Raw genomic sequence first — 16556 nt, 5'->3', positions numbered from 1 at the left:
ACACCATGAAAAATCTTATAATCTCTATTTTGCTTCTATTATCGGTTCTTTTTACATTTTCCTCCTGTAATAAGGATGATGATGAAACCACACCGGATGCCCCCCTTGTAAATACATGGAAAGTAACTTCTGAAGTGTACTCCAGCTGTGATGATCCATCGAACAATAGCAACAGTACGTATAGCTGTTCTGATACAGAATGTTTCACCTTTACTTTTAGAAAAGATAATACCGTTCGACTTGTCTTGATTTTTGCCGGAGCGACTTTTCTTGATATTGAAGGAACCTACACCGTTTCAGGAGATAAAGTGAACATTTGTCAGTTTGACTTATGCCAGGAAATGCGTTATCAAATCACGGGTAATACACTGACCTTAACGGGTAATGACGAAGATGGATGCGATTTTAAGTACACCCTGGTGAAGTAATTAAGGTTATCTTGAAGAAGGGTAATTAATGTGGATCGCTCTTGGATGATATATTGAAAGGTCATTAATCAGGCTATCGATGCTGGATGAATTGCAGTCATAAGTTATTACAATCATATCTTCATGATTGAACTGATTCTGTTCATGTGCTCCATAACAGAAATTAGTTGATTTGAATCGATGTGTTCCCGGAGTATTTTCCTCGGTTTCAAGTAATACATAAGGATCAGACCACGGGCCTGTGAGGTCCGTGGCAGTCCTGTACATGATACGGTTGCTCAGGAAGTTTGGACCGTAAATAAGGATCCATTCTTTTTTCTCTGAGTGATATGTGAGACTTCCTCCGACTTTGTCAGTAAATAAGACAGCCGCATCTGTTTTATTGAAACCTCTTTTCCAGGAAAGATCTTCTGACCAGTATTCCAGTCGTTCTTCGTAGTCATTGATGAACAACCTGCTGAGAAGAATCCGGTCATTATCAGAATAAAAGACATAATAATAACCTTCGTGCATTATACCTTGTACCCATTCTTTGGGCACGAAATCTTCTTCCCATGGCGAGTATTCAATGAGCCAATCAGAGATAGGATCGCCATAGTTTTCTATTTTCGCGATCGTCGTTCCGTAGTGTTTGAAATCGAATAGATCATCTGAGGTAGCTTCTGGTTTAGGGCCAATATCAGATAAAATTACCCATAACGTATTATCGGAAATGAATACATCTGCTGGCCAGTATTTATGGGATGGATCGTTATGTAAAAAAATCGCTTGCGGCTCATCGGGCTTCTTTCTATTCCAATCATACCGGATATTCCATTTATCTTCATTGCAACTTGAAACGGCCATGGTGTTGGCAATCATTACCGCATTTTTGCGTGAATTTTCACCGATGGGGGCTATGAATGTATCAGAAAATAACCATAACGTTCGTTCATCGGGGAGAAGCACAGATATGGCATAATCCCCACCCATCCATCCATCCTTGTATGGGAAATTTGGAATGCATTGCGCAGATAAATGAGATTTGAATAAGACAGATAAACAAATAATTGATGTAGCGAATGTCAAATTTTTCATCAGAACAGGGGTTATTTATTGCGGGATGCATATTTAGTAACGTATGAATCACTTTCCTTAATAAATATTATGGTTGCTGTATCTCTTCCTTTCGAATCTGTATTCCGATGTATGGCATATGACCCAAGGGAATTTCTGCTGAGGAGGTAATCGTTAACTACCGTGATATGGTCTTTTTCAACGCTGAAAGCAAGGGCACCATTTAGTCTGTTATATTCTGTTTTCAGAATTGCCGCATTCTTTTCTGAGTCTAATCCATGGTCAGAAATGTAGTTGAATACAAACATGTCAATCTCAGCCTCCGGTCCGCCGAATGATTTGATAAGATCATTTACATATTGGAGATATTTCCCGGGATTTCTATGTATCTGATCTGGTTTTTTCATATGAAAAAGATGCCCAATGATGTGAGGAAACATTTTATGCTTTTTATCATTTGTATGTGCATATGTATCTCCCAGGCGATGGGCAGCTGTCCCTTTTTGCCTGGCGGATTTAGCTTCCGCTAACATGATCCTGGAAATTACCAGTTCCTCTTCGGGCAAGCCGCCGGTAAGTGCATGAACTTTTTTCTGGGACTTTGGAAGCAGGTAGGTCATCCGGCTTTTAACGATATACCCGTCTTGGTTCATTACATTGTCCGGATATTCTGCGGCATAGGCAATCGCTTCAGCCTCAGGAATGCCCAGCTGTTTACAAACAAGTAAAACTGTCCAGTAATGACCATCGGTTTCGTAAAACATCATTTGCTGATGTGCCAGGGTATTTACTGACGATGTGATTTGGAAAAGAGTAATTAGCGCGAACAAGCTGCAGGAATTCCTCGCAGAGTTTTTCAATGATTTCATAGTCCTCAAATTTTCGATTCTATAGCAGCGGTACTAAATACCACATATCAAAATTCGATGGATTTGACTGATTCTATTAACAGCTATCAACCAATGATTGACGCTTTTATGATACCTGTTTTTGGGAATTTTAACAGATTAACATAATTCTTTCAAATACTCACATATATCTTCCAATACTACCTAATTATTCCATCTTGGATCTGAACCTATTCAAAGATTAATTACAAATCTGTCACTGCCATTCCTTCAGAATTTTACTATCTTATAGTCTGACTCATCCATGTATCTATGCAAATCAAAGAATCACCCGACGTTTATGATGTCATCATTGTAGGATCCGGTGCCGGTGGAGGAATGGCAACGAAAGTACTTTCTGAATCAGGTCTCAAAGTGGCTGTGGTAGAAGCCGGTCCGTATTACGACCCGGCAGCCCCGGAACAGCGAACCCAACTTAAATGGCCCTGGGAATCTCCGAGAAGGGGAGCTTCGAGTGTTCGGCCTTTCGGCGACTTTGACAGCGCCTATGGAGGCTGGGAAATTGAAGGCCAGCCGTATACCAATGCGCCCGGGACACGGTTCGACTGGTTCAGGTCCCAGATGCTGGGCGGACGAACGAATCACTGGGGAAGAATATCATTGCGGTTTGGCCCCAATGATTTCAAACATAAAAGCATCGACGGATTGGGTGAGGACTGGCCGATCGGATATGAGGATGTTAAGCCATATTACGACCGGGTAGACAAACTGATAGGCGTATTCGGTTCCAAAGAGAATATACCCAATGAACCGGATGGGTTTTTTCTACCGCCCCCAAAGCCTCGGCTGCATGAATTGTATTTCATTAAAGGCGCCAAAAAAGCAGGAGTTACGGTCATTCCAAACCGGCTGTCAATTTTAACCAAGCGGATCAATGAAGAACGTGGAGTGTGCTTTTATTGCAGTCAGTGCAACCGGGCCTGTTCCGTATATGCCGATTTTTCCTCTGGAACCTGTCTGATTTTCCCGGCACAAAAAGCAGGGGGTCAGATCGACCTCTATGTGAACAGCATGGTGCGGGAAGTACTTACCGATAATGAGGGAAAAGCAACCGGAGTGTCATACGTGAATAAAGAAGATAGACAGGAGTATGCGTTGAGGGGGAAAGTGGTTGTTCTTGCCGCATCAGCCTGTAGCTCTGCACGTATTCTGCTTAATTCAAAAAGCGCCCAGCATCCTGCAGGTTTAGGAAACAGCAGTGGTGTTGTGGGTAAGTATTTACATGACTCAACAGGTGCCAGCAGGGCAGCGTTTATACCCGACCTGATGAACCGTAAAACTTATAACGAAGATGGTGTAGGCGGTGCCCATATATACTTCCCGTGGTGGCTTGATAATAAAGAGCTCGATTTTCCTCGCGGGTACCACATGGAGGTCTGGGGTGGCATGGGAATGCCGTCCTATGGATTCGGATTTAATCCCAATGACCTTAACCAATATATCGGTGAGAAAGTCGGAGGGTATGGAAATCAGCTTCGGGATGACGTGAAGAAATTCTACGGCTCTGTAGTTGGGCTTTCGGGCCGGGGAGAATGTATCGCGCGGGAGGATAATTACTGTGAGATCGACCCCAATGTGGTCGATGAGTTCGGTATACCGGTTTTGCGTTTTAATTATACCTGGTCTGATCATGAACGCAACCAGGCCCGGCACATGCATGATACATTTGAAGAGGTATTTGACGGAATGGGAGGAGTTGTGCTGGGTTCGAAACCCGGGAAGGATCAGGACTACGGACTGGCTGCGCCGGGCAGGATCATTCATGAAGTTGGAACCACACGGATGGGAGACGACCGCAGGAAATCGGTAGTGAACCGGTATCAGCAGCTTCATGACGCGAAGAATGTATTTATCGTGGATGGCGGTCCGTTCGTGTCACAGGCTGATAAAAACCCTACCTGGACCATTCTGGCGTTATCATGGCGCACTTCAGATTACATTGTTGAACAGATTAAGCAACGGAATATTTAATATCATGGACAGAAGAGAAACCATAAAGTCATTACTTGCCGGTGGAATAGGAGGCGGACTGATCCTCACTTCATGTGAACCGGCAACCAATGTGAGCACGCCACCGTTGCTTCCTGAAGCGCCTGCATATGGGCGAACAGATAAGGAAAAAGCACACGATGCCAAATTAATGGATCAGACTTTTTTCAATGACAGTGAAATTGATACAATCGCAGTACTTTGTGATTTGATTCTTCCGGCATCCGATACGGCCGGCTCCGCCACTGAGGCGGGAGTGCCTGAATTCATTGAATTTATTGTGAAGGATATTACTTACCATCAAACACCCATGCGGGGTGGATTGATGTGGCTTGATAATTATTCAAACCGATTATTCAAAACTAATTTCAGTTCGTCTACAGCAGCCCAACAAAAGCAAATACTGGATCAAATTGCTTACCCCGATGATGCCGCTCCAGAGCTGGCACAGGGAGTAGCTTTCTTTTCCAGGATTCGGAATCTTGTGCTGACGGGATACTATACCACTCGAATGGGCCTGGATGACCTCGGCTATAAGGGCAATACCCCGAATGTCTGGGATGGTGTTCCACAGGAGGTATTGGATCAGCATGGGGTGGCCTATGATCCCGCCTGGCTGGCCAAGTGCGTGGATCAGGACAAACGCGCAGACATTGCCCAGTGGGATGATGAAGGTAATTTGATTAGTTAGAAAGTTCTAATCAAATTTCTGAGAAGTATTGGTTAATAGGATTCACTTAGTCAGTTTCTCTTTAAAGAATGCCACCGTACGTTCCCACGCAAGCCTGGCCGAATCAGCATCAAATCTTCCTGTGGTGTCGTTGTGAAAACCATGGTTCACATCGGGATAAATGTAGGTCGTGAACTCTTTCTTATTTTCTTCAAGGGCTTTTTTGTAATCAGGCCATCCGGCATTCACACGTTCATCCAATCCGGCATAATGGATGAGGAGCGGAGCCTGGATGTTCGGTATCTCATCGGCAGAGGGCTGTCCGCCATAAAAAGGAACGGCTGCACCCAGGTCAGGGATTCGAACCGCCATCATGTTGGAAATCCATCCGCCAAAACAGAAACCAACCACACCGATTTTACCTGTACATCCGGGGTGGTTTTTGAGATATTCAAAAGCTGCGATAAAATCCTCCAGCATCTCATCGCGGTCACGTTCACGCTGCATGGTACGGCCATCATCATCATTGCCCGGATAACCTCCGAGAGGGGACAGGGCATCGGGTGAAACGGAGATAAATCCGGCAAGCGCAGCTCTTCTTCCTACGTCGGCGATGTGCGGGTTTAATCCGCGGTTTTCGTGAACCACCACGATGCCGGGCAATTTCCCGGAGCTGCTGACAGGCCTTGATAATTGTGCTTTTATCTTTCCGCCACCCTTGGGAGAATCGTATTCAATAGTCTCAGTTTTCAGCCGTGGATCGTTGGCAGGCACCTGTATCCTGTCCTGGTAATTCGGCATAACAAAACTCAGCAATGATGGCAGTGTAATTCCGCCAACTGCATAGGCCGACAGCCTTTCCATAAATTGCCGGCGCTCAATACGATTATGTGCATAATCATCATACAAGTCAAAAACTTCCTGTTTTACATCTTCCTTTCGTAATTCTCCCATGGTACTTATTTCGTTTTAATTTTTTCTAAACTCTTTCCAGCATAATCGGATATGTTCTGCCCGAATACCATTGGGGAACATAGATATTCAGATCATTATCAATACAGACGTCGTGCGGGTTCATAAAGGTCACATCATCAGATATAGGCGGAACCAGCATGCCGTTTTCATACCCAGGCTCGCTTCCTCCGGGTAATGAAACTACTTTGTTATTTTTATCAAGGATGGCCAGCATACCGTCGTAGCTGAACCACTCTTTGCTAACGATTACTGCAAAGTAAAGCTCATCGCCCTTAATAACCGGCCTGCAGATCCAGCAACCCGGAAGGCTGATTGTTTCCAGGTGCTCACCCTCCAGGCTGAACCGTTTGAATTCATTTTTCGTCCGCGATGTAATGAGCAATTCATTTCTTCCGAAACGCGTGTCCAATGTTACACCATGGCAACACTGGAATTCCGTATCCCCATCTCCCTGACCGCCAAAATGCCGTATATATTCTCCTTGTGGAGAATATTGAACGATGTAGTTGAGGCCATAGCCATCTGCCACATAAAAGTCTCCATTCTGTGCAACGGCCACTTCTGTTGGCTTCCATTTAGCCGCTTCGGTATACGCCGGGATCATGGTTGGATAATCCAGTTTGAGCAAAACACGGCCGTCAAGGGTGGTTTTGTAAACTTTATTTATCCGTTCATCTGTAATGAAGAGGAATTGCTCACCCCCTTCATCAACGATGGTTAATCCATGCGCTCCAGGAGTTTCAAGTGTCCACGTATCTGTAACCTTACCGCTTCGGTCGTAAATAATAATGTTATTCTTCACATGGTTGGTAAGAAGAATCAATCTTCCTGAACGGTCCTGAACCATTTCGTGGCAATCACGAACCGGAATTTTAGCAGGGTCCTGATCACCCCATGATTTGTGTACACGGTAGGTATGAGCGCCATGTCCAACAACCGGAGCATTTTTGGAATGCCGGATCTTAGCAATTGAAAATGCCGGAGTTGATGATGCCAATGCCAGTGCAGCGGCACTTCCCTTGATGAATTTTCTTCTTGTCGGCATTTTGCTTGTATTATTTATGAAAGAATATCCTTTACCACTTTGCCATGCACATCGGTTAACCGGAATCTCCGTCCCTGGTATTTAAAGGTGAGCCTTTCATGGTCAACACCCAACAGATGCATGAGGGTTGCCTGAAAGTCGTGAATGTGCACTCCGTCGCTTGCAACATTATATCCGAACTCATCCGTAGTTCCATAGCTGATTCCTGGTTTCACTCCCGCACCTGCCATGAAAATAGTAAAGCACTTTGGATGGTGATCCCTTCCAAAACTTGTTGCATTTAGTGTGCCCTGTGAGTAGTTTGTCCGTCCGAATTCTCCTCCCCAGATCACAAGTGTGTCTTCGAGTAGCCCGCGCTGCTTCAGATCCTGAATCAATGCGGCAGTTGGCTGATCGGTTTCCTTGCATTGAATTCTTATATTTTCGGGCAAGGCATAATGCTGATCCCAGCCCTGATGGTAGAGCTGAACAAATTTTACATCCTTTTCAATTAACCGTCTTGCCAGCAGGCAATTGGCGGCGAATGTACCTGGTTTCCTGCTGTCCTCACCGTAAAGATTGTAGATATACTCAGGCTCTCCGGAAACATCCATGATCTCGGGGACTGAGGTTTGCATGCGGTAGGCCATTTCATACTGTGACATGCGCGCCAGAATTTCCGGGTCACCTTCCTTATCGAACTGGATTTGCTGTACATCCCCTAACGCGTCAAGTTGGCGCCGGCGTGCAGTTTCTGTAACCCCCGGAGGATTACTCAGATAAAGTACAGGATTTTTACCCGCACGGAACTGTACCCCCTGGTATTCAGAAGGAAGAAAGCCATTACCCCATAACCGTGAATATAGTGGCTGTCCGAATTTGTTTTTTGTCACCAACACCACGAAGGCAGGCAGATTTTCATTATCACTTCCCAGGCCATAGTTCACCCAGGAGCCAATCGATGGTCGTCCGGGGAACTGGGATCCCGTCTGAATAAAGGTTATAGCAGGATCGTGATTAATTGCTTCGGTATACATCGATTTGATGAAGGTGAGATCATCTGCGATCTGTGCTGTATAAGGCATCAGACTGCTGATCCATGCGCCACTTTCACCATGCTGCTTAAAATCAAAAATGGAGCCTACCAGTGGGAAGGATGACTGACCCGCTGTCATATTCGTGAGACGCTGTCCCTTTCGAATACTTTCAGGGAGTTGTTCGCCATTCATCTTAATAAGCTGGGGCTTGTAATCAAACAAGTCTAACTGCGAAGGTGCACCACTCTGGAATAGGTAAATGACCCGTTTCACACGTGCAGGAAAATGGGGTGGGGCATTATCCTGCCATAGTGAGTTGCCAAATGCGCCGGTACCATTGAGCAGCGAACCCAGCGATAACGCTCCAAGACCCAATGAGGTGCGGGTAAGAAAGTCTCTTCGTGTGTAATTGCTGTGTTGATTATGACACATAGTACTTCATCGTTTCATATAGGATTCATCCATGTTGTAAAGCGTGCTTGAGACCAGTGTGAGTGCTGCTAATTCAGCATTTTGCCATTCGTCGGGAATCTCAAAGTCGCCCACTGCCAACAGTTCTTTTACACTTTGCTGATCTTCACGGAAAGCATTCAGTTCACTTTCATACAGCCGCGTAAGTACCGCTAATTCATCACGGTTCGGTTTTCGACACAAGACGAGACGGAATCCGTTTTCAATTTGCGATTCAACATCTTCAGAATTGGGCATGGTTCTTATCCTGTAGGCTAATGCCTTACTGGCCTCAACATATTGTTGATCATTGAGCAACACCAATGCCTGCAGCGGTGTATTCGTGCGTTCTCTCGATACAGTGCAAACCTCCCTGTTTGTTGCATCGAAAATGATCATGTTGGGTGGCGGAGATGTCCGGCGGATAAACGTATACATGCTTCGGCGGTACTGCTGATCATCATGATCCTGTCTATAGTAAAGGAGGAAGTGTGAAAAATTTCCCAGTTCAATCCATAGACTGTCGGGTTGATATGGTTTAGCACTGGGACCGCCAATTTTCCGATTTAATAATCCACTGGAAGCCAGAGCATTATCACGTATCATTTCAGCCTGAAGTCGATAACTGGGTCCCCTGGCCAGGAATATATTTTCGGGGTCTGCTTCAAATTTATCCCTGGAATCCTGGCTTGATTGCTGATAGGTCGCACTCATTACCATCTTTTTCAGTAATGCCTTCACATCCCAGCCGTTTTCAATAAAATCTACAGCAAGCCAGTCAAGCAACGTTGGATGGGAGGGGAGTGCACCCTGACTGCCGAAATCATTCACGGTTGAAACAATACCCCTTCCGAAGATCATCTGCCAGTAACGATTTACGGCAACACGGGCGGTAAGCGGATTATTTCTGTCGAACAGCCATTTGCTGAGTCCGAGTCTGTTTCTCGTGTAGCTTTCATCAAATGGGAGGACTTTATCGATCGTAGCAGGCTGGACCTTTTCTGTAGGTTTGTCATATTCGCCCCTTGTCAGAATAAAAGTTGGCCTCTTATCCTCCATTTCCTCCATGACCATAAGTTCAGGTATGGTATCCAGGGTGTAGATTTTTTTCTTTCGTAGTTCCTGAAGCTTCCGTTCCTCTTGTGAAATTCTCCTGGTTACACCTGCCACGGAACCATTCCTTGTCGATTCATAAATGGATTTAAACTCCATCGGGTCGACTGCAAAATCGTAGACTGCGAGTTCATCAATAGAGCCTTTCAGAATACCATTGTCACCAGTAAAGCTTCTGTAACTCTTACCGAGAACGACGCCCCGCTTGTCGCGGGTCCTTGAAACGTTGGTTGGAAGGATGTTTTTATAAAGACGATCGTACAGAATATTAGTTTTTACCTGGTCACCGTTAATTCCCATTTTAACTCCGGAAGCTTTTAATGACCCGTCATAGGATACCAAAACCTGAGTCCATTGGCCCAGTTTAATCGTATCTGCGGATCTGACGTGAATCATGTTGTGAGGGAGGGTATTGATGAGCCTGAAACTCAGGTGATTTGTGGAGTCGAGGTAAACATCCCAGCCGCGCCATAGATTATTCTTTTCACCGGCATTCCCAATAATCACTTTGGTCTTCCCTGTTTCCTTGTCTGCGCGTACCCATGCGCTTACCGTAAAAGGTTCAAATGCCTCGAACTGTCCAAAATTATTGATATAGAGGCGGGCGTCCTGGTTATTGAATAAAACAGCTTTTCCATTTACACCGTCGATGAGTTCCACGGGACCTTGCGCATAGACATTGGGATTGCGGTCCATGAATTTTGTAGAATCTGTAGGAGTGATCTTATCAAGTTGCTGCCGAAGAACGGGTTCCTGTCTTTTGGTAGTTTTTGAAACAGAGGATTGTCCCGTTTCCAGGCTAGATATCTCCTCATTCAGGTAGGCAATGATGCTGTCGGTTTGAGAACTGGGCAATGGCAGCATAGGGCCAAAATCGCCATCGTCACCAGTCATGCCCAGCTCGCGCATATTGTTGAAAAAGGCACTTACCTGGTAATATTCCTTCTGTGTGATCGGATCGAATTTGTGGTCGTGGCATCGTGCGCATTCCAGTGTTAGCCCGAGGAATGCTGTACCCAGGGTATTGGTTCGGTTGGCCACATACTCCAGCCTGAATTCTTCATCCACCACACCCCCTTCAGCAGTCATGGGATGATTTCGGTTAAATGCAGTGGCCACGATCTGCTCCCGTTTTGCATCAGGGATGAGATCTCCGGCTAGCTGTTCGGTTACGAAGGTATCATAAGGCATATTCTGATCGAATGCTTCGATCACCCAGTCCCTCCAGGGCCACATGGTGCGGGCCCCGTCTGCATGAAACCCGTGTGAATCTGCATACCTCGCCACATCCAGCCATTCCAAAGTCATCCTTTCCGCGTAGGCTTTTGACGCCAGCAGCCTGTCCACCACCTTTTCATAGGCATTTTCATCTGAATCAGCCAGAAAAGCATCCTGCTCTTCAATGGTTGGCGGCAGCCCTGTCAAGTCGAGGGTTACCCTTCTGAGCAGCCGTTCCTTATCAGCCTGAAGTGCCGGCTCGAGATTCCGCAACTTCAGTTTTTCCTGAATGAACAGATCGATTTCGTTGTTGGCATTCCATCCGGAAATCCGAGCCGGTGGATTGGCTTTTTCCGGTGAAATATAGGCCCAATGCTCCTTCCATTGAGCTCCGCTTTCCACCCATTTAATCAGAATTGCTTTTTCACGGTCAGATAAGAACCTGTTCGACTCCCGAGGGGGCATCATTAACTCCGGATCGGTGTGCAGGATGCGCCCGATGGCTGCGCTCCTGGACAATTTTCCCGGTACAAAGGCTTTCTCCCCATTTTCGAGGGCTTCGAAAAGTCCGTCACGCGTGTCGAGCCGTAACTTTCCCTTGCGCTTATTTTTATCCGGACCATGGCAGTGATAACAACGGTCGGATAGTATGGGCTTTACATCAAGGTTGAAGTCAATTTCTTCGGGAAGAGAAGAAAACGAAGTTTCCACTCCCTCAGGAATATTCGGGCCACAGCTTGTCAGTATTATAAAAAAACTGGCCGGAAGCCAAAGAATTGATCGAAAACCAGGTAACCTCATATGGAAGCAAAAATCATCTCATAATATAATGATTGATCCCCAAATTTCTAAGGGTGGTATCTAATTGGTTGAAGTATATAATGTAAAAGTCCCGTCTATTTCCAGACGGGACCTTTATATTAATTACTGACTGCTCGCCTGCATTATTGCGGCACGATCAAGGTATTGAATTACCCTATCAACTTTTCCTGAACCATTAAAATGATACAAGGTATGAATATTTTGCGTCATACTTTTGCCCGTGGCTTTGTAGGAGGCTGTTGTTAAGAACCAGCCCATTACCCAGTCTCCGGGAGCAACGTTATAATTGTTGGAAGCGTCTACTGTTACGGACAGCCATACGCTATTGGAGAAATTAATATCCTCGATGGCGTTTTCACGACGATCCTTCCAGTATTCCAGAACTGCTGTTTTGCCAACAAGGCTGTCTCCATAGGCAAACTGATATACTACATTATCGGTAAAGTCAGATACAAATCGCTCCATATCACCACTGGACATGGCTGCCAGTCCATCTTTACAGATAGCTACATATTTTTCATCTGCATTTACAGTTACGGGTCCTGCAGGTTCTTCAACAGGTGGGGGTGGTGGGGGTGCCTGCTCTTGCTGACCGCAAGCAAAAAACATTGATGCTGCAAACAGCACTAGGGTTAATTTTCTCATAGTTTTGATTGGTTGATTGTCAATCAAAATACAAAAAATAAACCGAAATAATAGAATTATCTTCTGATCATCAGACAGATAATTCTATTTAATGTGTCTACATCGCAGAATAAACGGTCTTACCACCCTTGATGGTTTGGAGCACTTTTATTTCCTTGAGTTTCATCGGATCAACTTTCAGCGGATTTTGGTCAAGTATCACCATATCAGCTAGTTTTCCTGCTTTTAAGCTTCCCTTCTCATTCTCCTCAAAGAACTGATATGCGCCTCCAATGGTAAATGACTGAAGTGCTTCGTAAGGTGTAAGTCGTTCAGCGGGCCCCATAATTTTACCGCTGCGGCTCACACGGTTTACGGTGGTCCACATGATCATCATAAGGTTCGGGAGTGCCACCGGGGCGTCGGTGTGACTGGTAACGCGTACACCTTTGTTCAATGCAGATTTGATCGGACTGATTTGTTGTGCCTTATCCGGGCCGATGATCTCGTCATACCAGTCGCCCCAGTAGAATGTATGCATGGGGAAAAGTGAGGCGATAAGATCATATTTTTTAAGGCTGTCTATTTGATCCGGCCGGATCAGTTGTCCGTGAACTAATGTATTTCTTCGGTTCTGGTTCCCATATTTGGCTACAGCAGGACCCAATGCCCGGCATAACTGATCAAATGCAGCGTCGCCGTTGCAATGTGTTTTGAGCTGCCAGTTATTTGCAAATGCGAGATCAACGATCTCCATCACTTTCTCGTCTTCAGGTATGGCAGGGTATCCGCTATATCCATCCTTCTGCCCGTCAGGAGGGATCAGGTAGGGGATGGTTCTCCAGGCTGTCCTTCCCTGGGGTGATCCGTCCAGTGTCAGTTTAAGTCCGGCAATGCGATAATGATTTTTATATTCCTTGCTATACCATTCCGTTTCCATGTACCGGGGGAACATGTAATCGATATACGACAAAATATCAATGTTTAGCTTTCCCCGGCTGGCATAATCAGCAATTTGCTCATGATTGCTCATGGCACGACCTTCCACAGCAGTTGTGTAACCATATCGTACCGCCATTTCCTGACCTTTGTCCATGTAATAATCGATCATTTCGGGTTCGGTCGGACTGATTTTATCGATCATGGCAGGAATGGCAGCGAGTTCTTCAAGCACGCCGTTGGGTTCGTTGGACCCTTCCATACGACGAATCACGCCACCTTCGGGGTTCATTGTTTCAGAAGTGATGTTGAGCAGTTCAAGACCTTTGGAATTCACAACTGAGAAGTGTCCTGAGATATGGATGACCATAATTGGTATTTCTGTTGAGACCTGATCCAAATCCTCTTTTGTTGGAAAGCGTTTTTCAGCCAGCACTGCATCGTCGAATCCCATCCCGACGATCCAACCCTTGGTCTTGTCGGTTCCGTTAGCGGCATGCCATTCTTTCAATGTGGTAATAAGGGCGGGAATACTGTCACAGTTTCCGTCGGGACTTGCCAGGAGATTTGCCATTACCGCCTGAGCACCGAAACCGTAGAAATGGGCGTGGCCATCAATAAAACCGGGAACAAGTGTCTTGCCCTTCAGGTCAATCTCTGCATAATTCGTTCCGGCCTTTTCACGTGCTTCTTCCTCAGTACCTACGAATAAAATTTTCCCACTTTGTTCAACCAGGGCTTCTGCATATTCGGGTGAGTCGCCTTCCATAGTGATGATATCACCGTTAAAGTACAAGGAAGACTGACCAGGCTTCGTGTTTTCGATGTTGTCATTATTTTCCGACGTACAGGAGGCGAATAGCGCAAACGTCAAAACGAGGATATACAAGTAGGTGAAATTTTTCATTCTATGAGCGTAAACCGATGAGTGATAAAATTAATAAAAATGTATACAGCTGCCTAACTCCGATTGTATGAACAGGAGTTGATTCATCAGTGCATAAGCCACTGAGCGTCACTGATGAGGCAGACCCCACCGGAAGTTTTAAGCAGCTTCCGAAGCGGTTCGGTTATTTTATTCAGCTCTTCTTCAGAACATGCCACAAGGAAATATGTGTTTTGAAAAGCATTATGCAGTCCTTCGCCATCCTGTTCACCTTTGTCTCCGCGTCCCAGGACATTTTTAATCAGGGTGTATCCGTTGATTTGATTTTGATCCAGGATTCTGATGACCTTGGAAGATTCCAGGGATCCGGTGATAATCTCTACACGTTTCAGTGCTTTCATGTATGTAAATTTAAATATTCCAGAATGTGATAATAAACGGGAATCCCCAGTATGATATTAAATGGGAATGTGATTGCAAGCGACATCGGTACATATAATCCGGGATTAGCTTCAGGAACTGTAATCCGGATTGCTGCCGGAACGGCGATATAGGAGGCACTTGCAAGCAGCACAACCAGCAGAAGGGAATCACCTATATTGATATGGAAAAGCTGACAAAGAGCAATTCCAATAGCCGCGTTAATAACCGGGATGATAAGGCTGAAAAGAATAAGAAAAGATCCGGCCTTACGCAGTGATCGGATTCGTTTACCCGCGAGAAGGCCCATATCCAGGAGAAAGAAGGCCAGCATACCTTTGAAAATATCGCCGGTAAAGGGTTCCAGCGCCTGTTCGGTTCGTTCTCCTCCCAATAGTCCGATAATAAGACTTCCCAGGATCAGTACGACAGAGCCGTTTGTAAGCGCTTCTTTGATAATGCTTCCATAGGACGTTTCTTCATCGTTTTTATCCTTTCGGTAAATATTAATGAGCAAAACGCCCACAATAATCGCAGGGGATTCCATCAGAGCCATGGCTGCAACCATATGTCCGCCATATTCAATATTAAGATCCTTCAAGAAAGAAGTTGCAGTAATAAATGTTACGGCGCTGATCGATCCATAGGTCGCGGCGATGGCGCCGGCGTCATAAATACTTACCCGTTTCTTCAGAATGTAGAATGAATAGAGCGGTACCAGGAGCGACATGAAGACCGCAATCCCCAGGGTGGTCATCACATGGCTCGTTATGCCGCTGTGGGACAACTCTACTCCGCCCTTCACACCAATTGACAGCAGCAGATAGAGGGAAAGAAACTTCGGGATGGGTTGGGGGATTTCAAGGTCTGAACGTATAAATACTGCCAGTAATCCAAGGAAGAAAAAAAGAACTGCAGGGTTCAGCAGATTTTGTATGAGGATATCTGATGACATGAATAATCAGTTTTTTTTATAACATTGCGAAAATATGATTGTTAATCTATCTATAATAAAAGTATTACTATTATTTAATATATATGAACTTCTATAAAAATTGGTTAATCGCATTGGACATGTCTGATACAGATCAGTACATTTTTTCCAACCTGGTTAAACTTGAAAAGGAACTTAAGCCTGAAAGGTTAACATTTTTACATGTAGTTCATCCAGCCGACCTGCCCCGGGAAGTACTGTCTGATATTCCGGACCTCAATGAACCCGAATTACGATTCTATGAAAACAGGATTCAGCAATATATAAATGAATCGGGTATAACCACACCTTATGATATAGAAGTTCGTGAAGGGCATGCACTAACTGTTATTTTACAACTTACCCAGGATCTGGAAAATGACCTGGTCGTTGTTGGTAAAAAAGGAAATGAGGGGTTGGTGGAAAGGAAAATAGCACGAAAGTCGGGCATCAGTATTCTGTTCGTTCCTGAGAAGGAGATGGAATTTCAACATGTACTGGTGCCGGTCGATTTTTCTGAGCACAGTTTGCAGGCCATGCATGTTGCAGAAAGTCTTCATAAACATACCAGTTGCCTGACGGTTTACCGTGATTCATCCAAATACATCAATCAGGTCGCAGAAACTGTCGATGAGGTGGAAGAAATTCTCGTCAAGAGAAACCTGCTTGATCAGAAGCTGGCTACTTACACAGAGCACAAACTAAAGGAATTCGTGGAGCCTTTCCGTGCGATCAATCCTGACTGCTTCATCGAAGGCATCAATAAATCGACGGATATCGGTCAGTCCATCCTGAAATGGGCATCAAATCACCCTGCCGATATGATTATAATCGGGGCACGTGGAAAAACAGCAGCAGCTGCTGCATTACTTGGCAGTGTTTCCGAACGGGTTTATTCAGGCTTAACAGACAGGTACCTGCTGGTAGTAAAGAAGCCAGGTGAAAATGTCGGCCTGATAAAGGCACTTCTCGGAAAATAATTCACTTCAGTATAACCTTATTTCATTTTTTGCGTTAGAGGAAT

14 protein-coding genes are annotated in these 16556 nt (G+C 45.2%); 4 read left to right on the top strand and 10 right to left on the bottom strand.

What is annotated here, in order from left to right; all coding sequences use genetic code 11:
* Positions 1–5: 5 nt before the first annotated feature.
* On the top strand, positions 6–428 hold the full coding sequence (locus LDX50_RS19410) for a lipocalin family protein (protein ID WP_225697865.1): 423 nt from the start codon (positions 6–8) through the stop codon (positions 426–428).
* A gap of 6 nt (positions 429–434) precedes the next feature.
* On the opposite strand, the gene LDX50_RS19405 is transcribed toward LDX50_RS19410, so the two are convergent.
* Positions 435–1505, bottom strand: coding sequence for a DUF4185 domain-containing protein (locus LDX50_RS19405; protein WP_225697864.1), 1071 nt, complete (start codon positions 1503–1505; stop codon positions 435–437).
* Between the two features lie 11 nt (positions 1506–1516).
* A complete protein-coding gene (locus LDX50_RS19400; RefSeq protein WP_225697863.1) occupies positions 1517–2353 on the bottom strand; it encodes a hypothetical protein in 837 nt (278 codons plus the stop codon).
* 291 nt (positions 2354–2644) lie between these two features.
* On the opposite strand from LDX50_RS19400, the gene LDX50_RS19395 reads away from it, so the two are divergent.
* Together LDX50_RS19395 and LDX50_RS19390 are read left to right on the top strand one after the other, a co-directional pair.
* Entirely contained in the window at positions 2645–4363 is a 1719-nt protein-coding gene (locus LDX50_RS19395; protein WP_225697862.1) for a GMC family oxidoreductase, read from the top strand.
* Between the two features lie 4 nt (positions 4364–4367).
* Complete coding sequence (locus LDX50_RS19390) at positions 4368–5072, top strand: gluconate 2-dehydrogenase subunit 3 family protein (protein ID WP_225697861.1); 705 nt, start codon at positions 4368–4370, stop codon at positions 5070–5072.
* 42 nt (positions 5073–5114) lie between these two features.
* Here the strand turns inward: LDX50_RS19390 and LDX50_RS19385 are convergent, their stop codons facing one another.
* The 8 genes from LDX50_RS19385 to LDX50_RS19350 all read right to left on the bottom strand — a co-directional run bounded on the left by LDX50_RS19385 (position 5115) and on the right by LDX50_RS19350 (position 15514).
* Positions 5115–6005 carry a dienelactone hydrolase family protein gene (locus LDX50_RS19385; protein ID WP_225697860.1) on the bottom strand — a complete coding sequence of 297 codons (891 nt, stop codon included), beginning with the start codon at positions 6003–6005 and terminating at the stop codon, positions 5115–5117.
* A 25-nt stretch (positions 6006–6030) separates the two neighbouring features.
* Positions 6031–7071 carry an NHL repeat-containing protein gene (locus LDX50_RS19380; protein WP_225697859.1) on the bottom strand — a complete coding sequence of 347 codons (1041 nt, stop codon included), beginning with the start codon at positions 7069–7071 and terminating at the stop codon, positions 6031–6033.
* A gap of 14 nt (positions 7072–7085) precedes the next feature.
* Positions 7086–8519 (bottom strand): DUF1501 domain-containing protein, encoded by a 1434-nt coding sequence (locus tag LDX50_RS19375; RefSeq protein ID WP_225697858.1) that lies wholly within the window; start codon positions 8517–8519, stop codon positions 7086–7088.
* Between the two features lie 6 nt (positions 8520–8525).
* On the bottom strand, positions 8526–11579 hold the full coding sequence (locus LDX50_RS19370; protein WP_225697857.1) for a DUF1553 domain-containing protein: 3054 nt from the start codon (positions 11577–11579) through the stop codon (positions 8526–8528).
* A gap of 213 nt (positions 11580–11792) precedes the next feature.
* Positions 11793–12335, bottom strand: coding sequence for a nuclear transport factor 2 family protein (locus LDX50_RS19365; RefSeq protein ID WP_225697856.1), 543 nt, complete (start codon positions 12333–12335; stop codon positions 11793–11795).
* A 97-nt stretch (positions 12336–12432) separates the two neighbouring features.
* The gene (locus tag LDX50_RS19360) at positions 12433–14160 is read right to left on the bottom strand and encodes an amidohydrolase (RefSeq protein WP_225697855.1); all 1728 of its coding nucleotides are present in this window, start codon (positions 14158–14160) and stop codon (positions 12433–12435) included.
* Between the two features lie 86 nt (positions 14161–14246).
* Entirely contained in the window at positions 14247–14540 is a 294-nt protein-coding gene (locus LDX50_RS19355) for a P-II family nitrogen regulator (RefSeq protein ID WP_225697854.1), read from the bottom strand.
* Positions 14537–15514: a sodium-dependent bicarbonate transport family permease gene (locus tag LDX50_RS19350; protein ID WP_225697853.1), complete on the bottom strand. Its 978-nt coding sequence runs from the start codon at positions 15512–15514 to the stop codon at positions 14537–14539. Before LDX50_RS19350 ends, LDX50_RS19355 begins: the two co-directional genes overlap by 4 nt.
* Before the next feature lie 83 nt (positions 15515–15597).
* On the opposite strand from LDX50_RS19350, the gene LDX50_RS19345 reads away from it, so the two are divergent.
* On the top strand, positions 15598–16512 hold the full coding sequence (locus tag LDX50_RS19345; protein WP_225697852.1) for a universal stress protein: 915 nt from the start codon (positions 15598–15600) through the stop codon (positions 16510–16512).
* Positions 16513–16556: the final 44 nt, after the last annotated feature.

Source organism: Fulvivirga sedimenti, from assembly GCF_020328055.1.
This window is presented reverse-complemented; position numbering and strand designations above follow the sequence as displayed.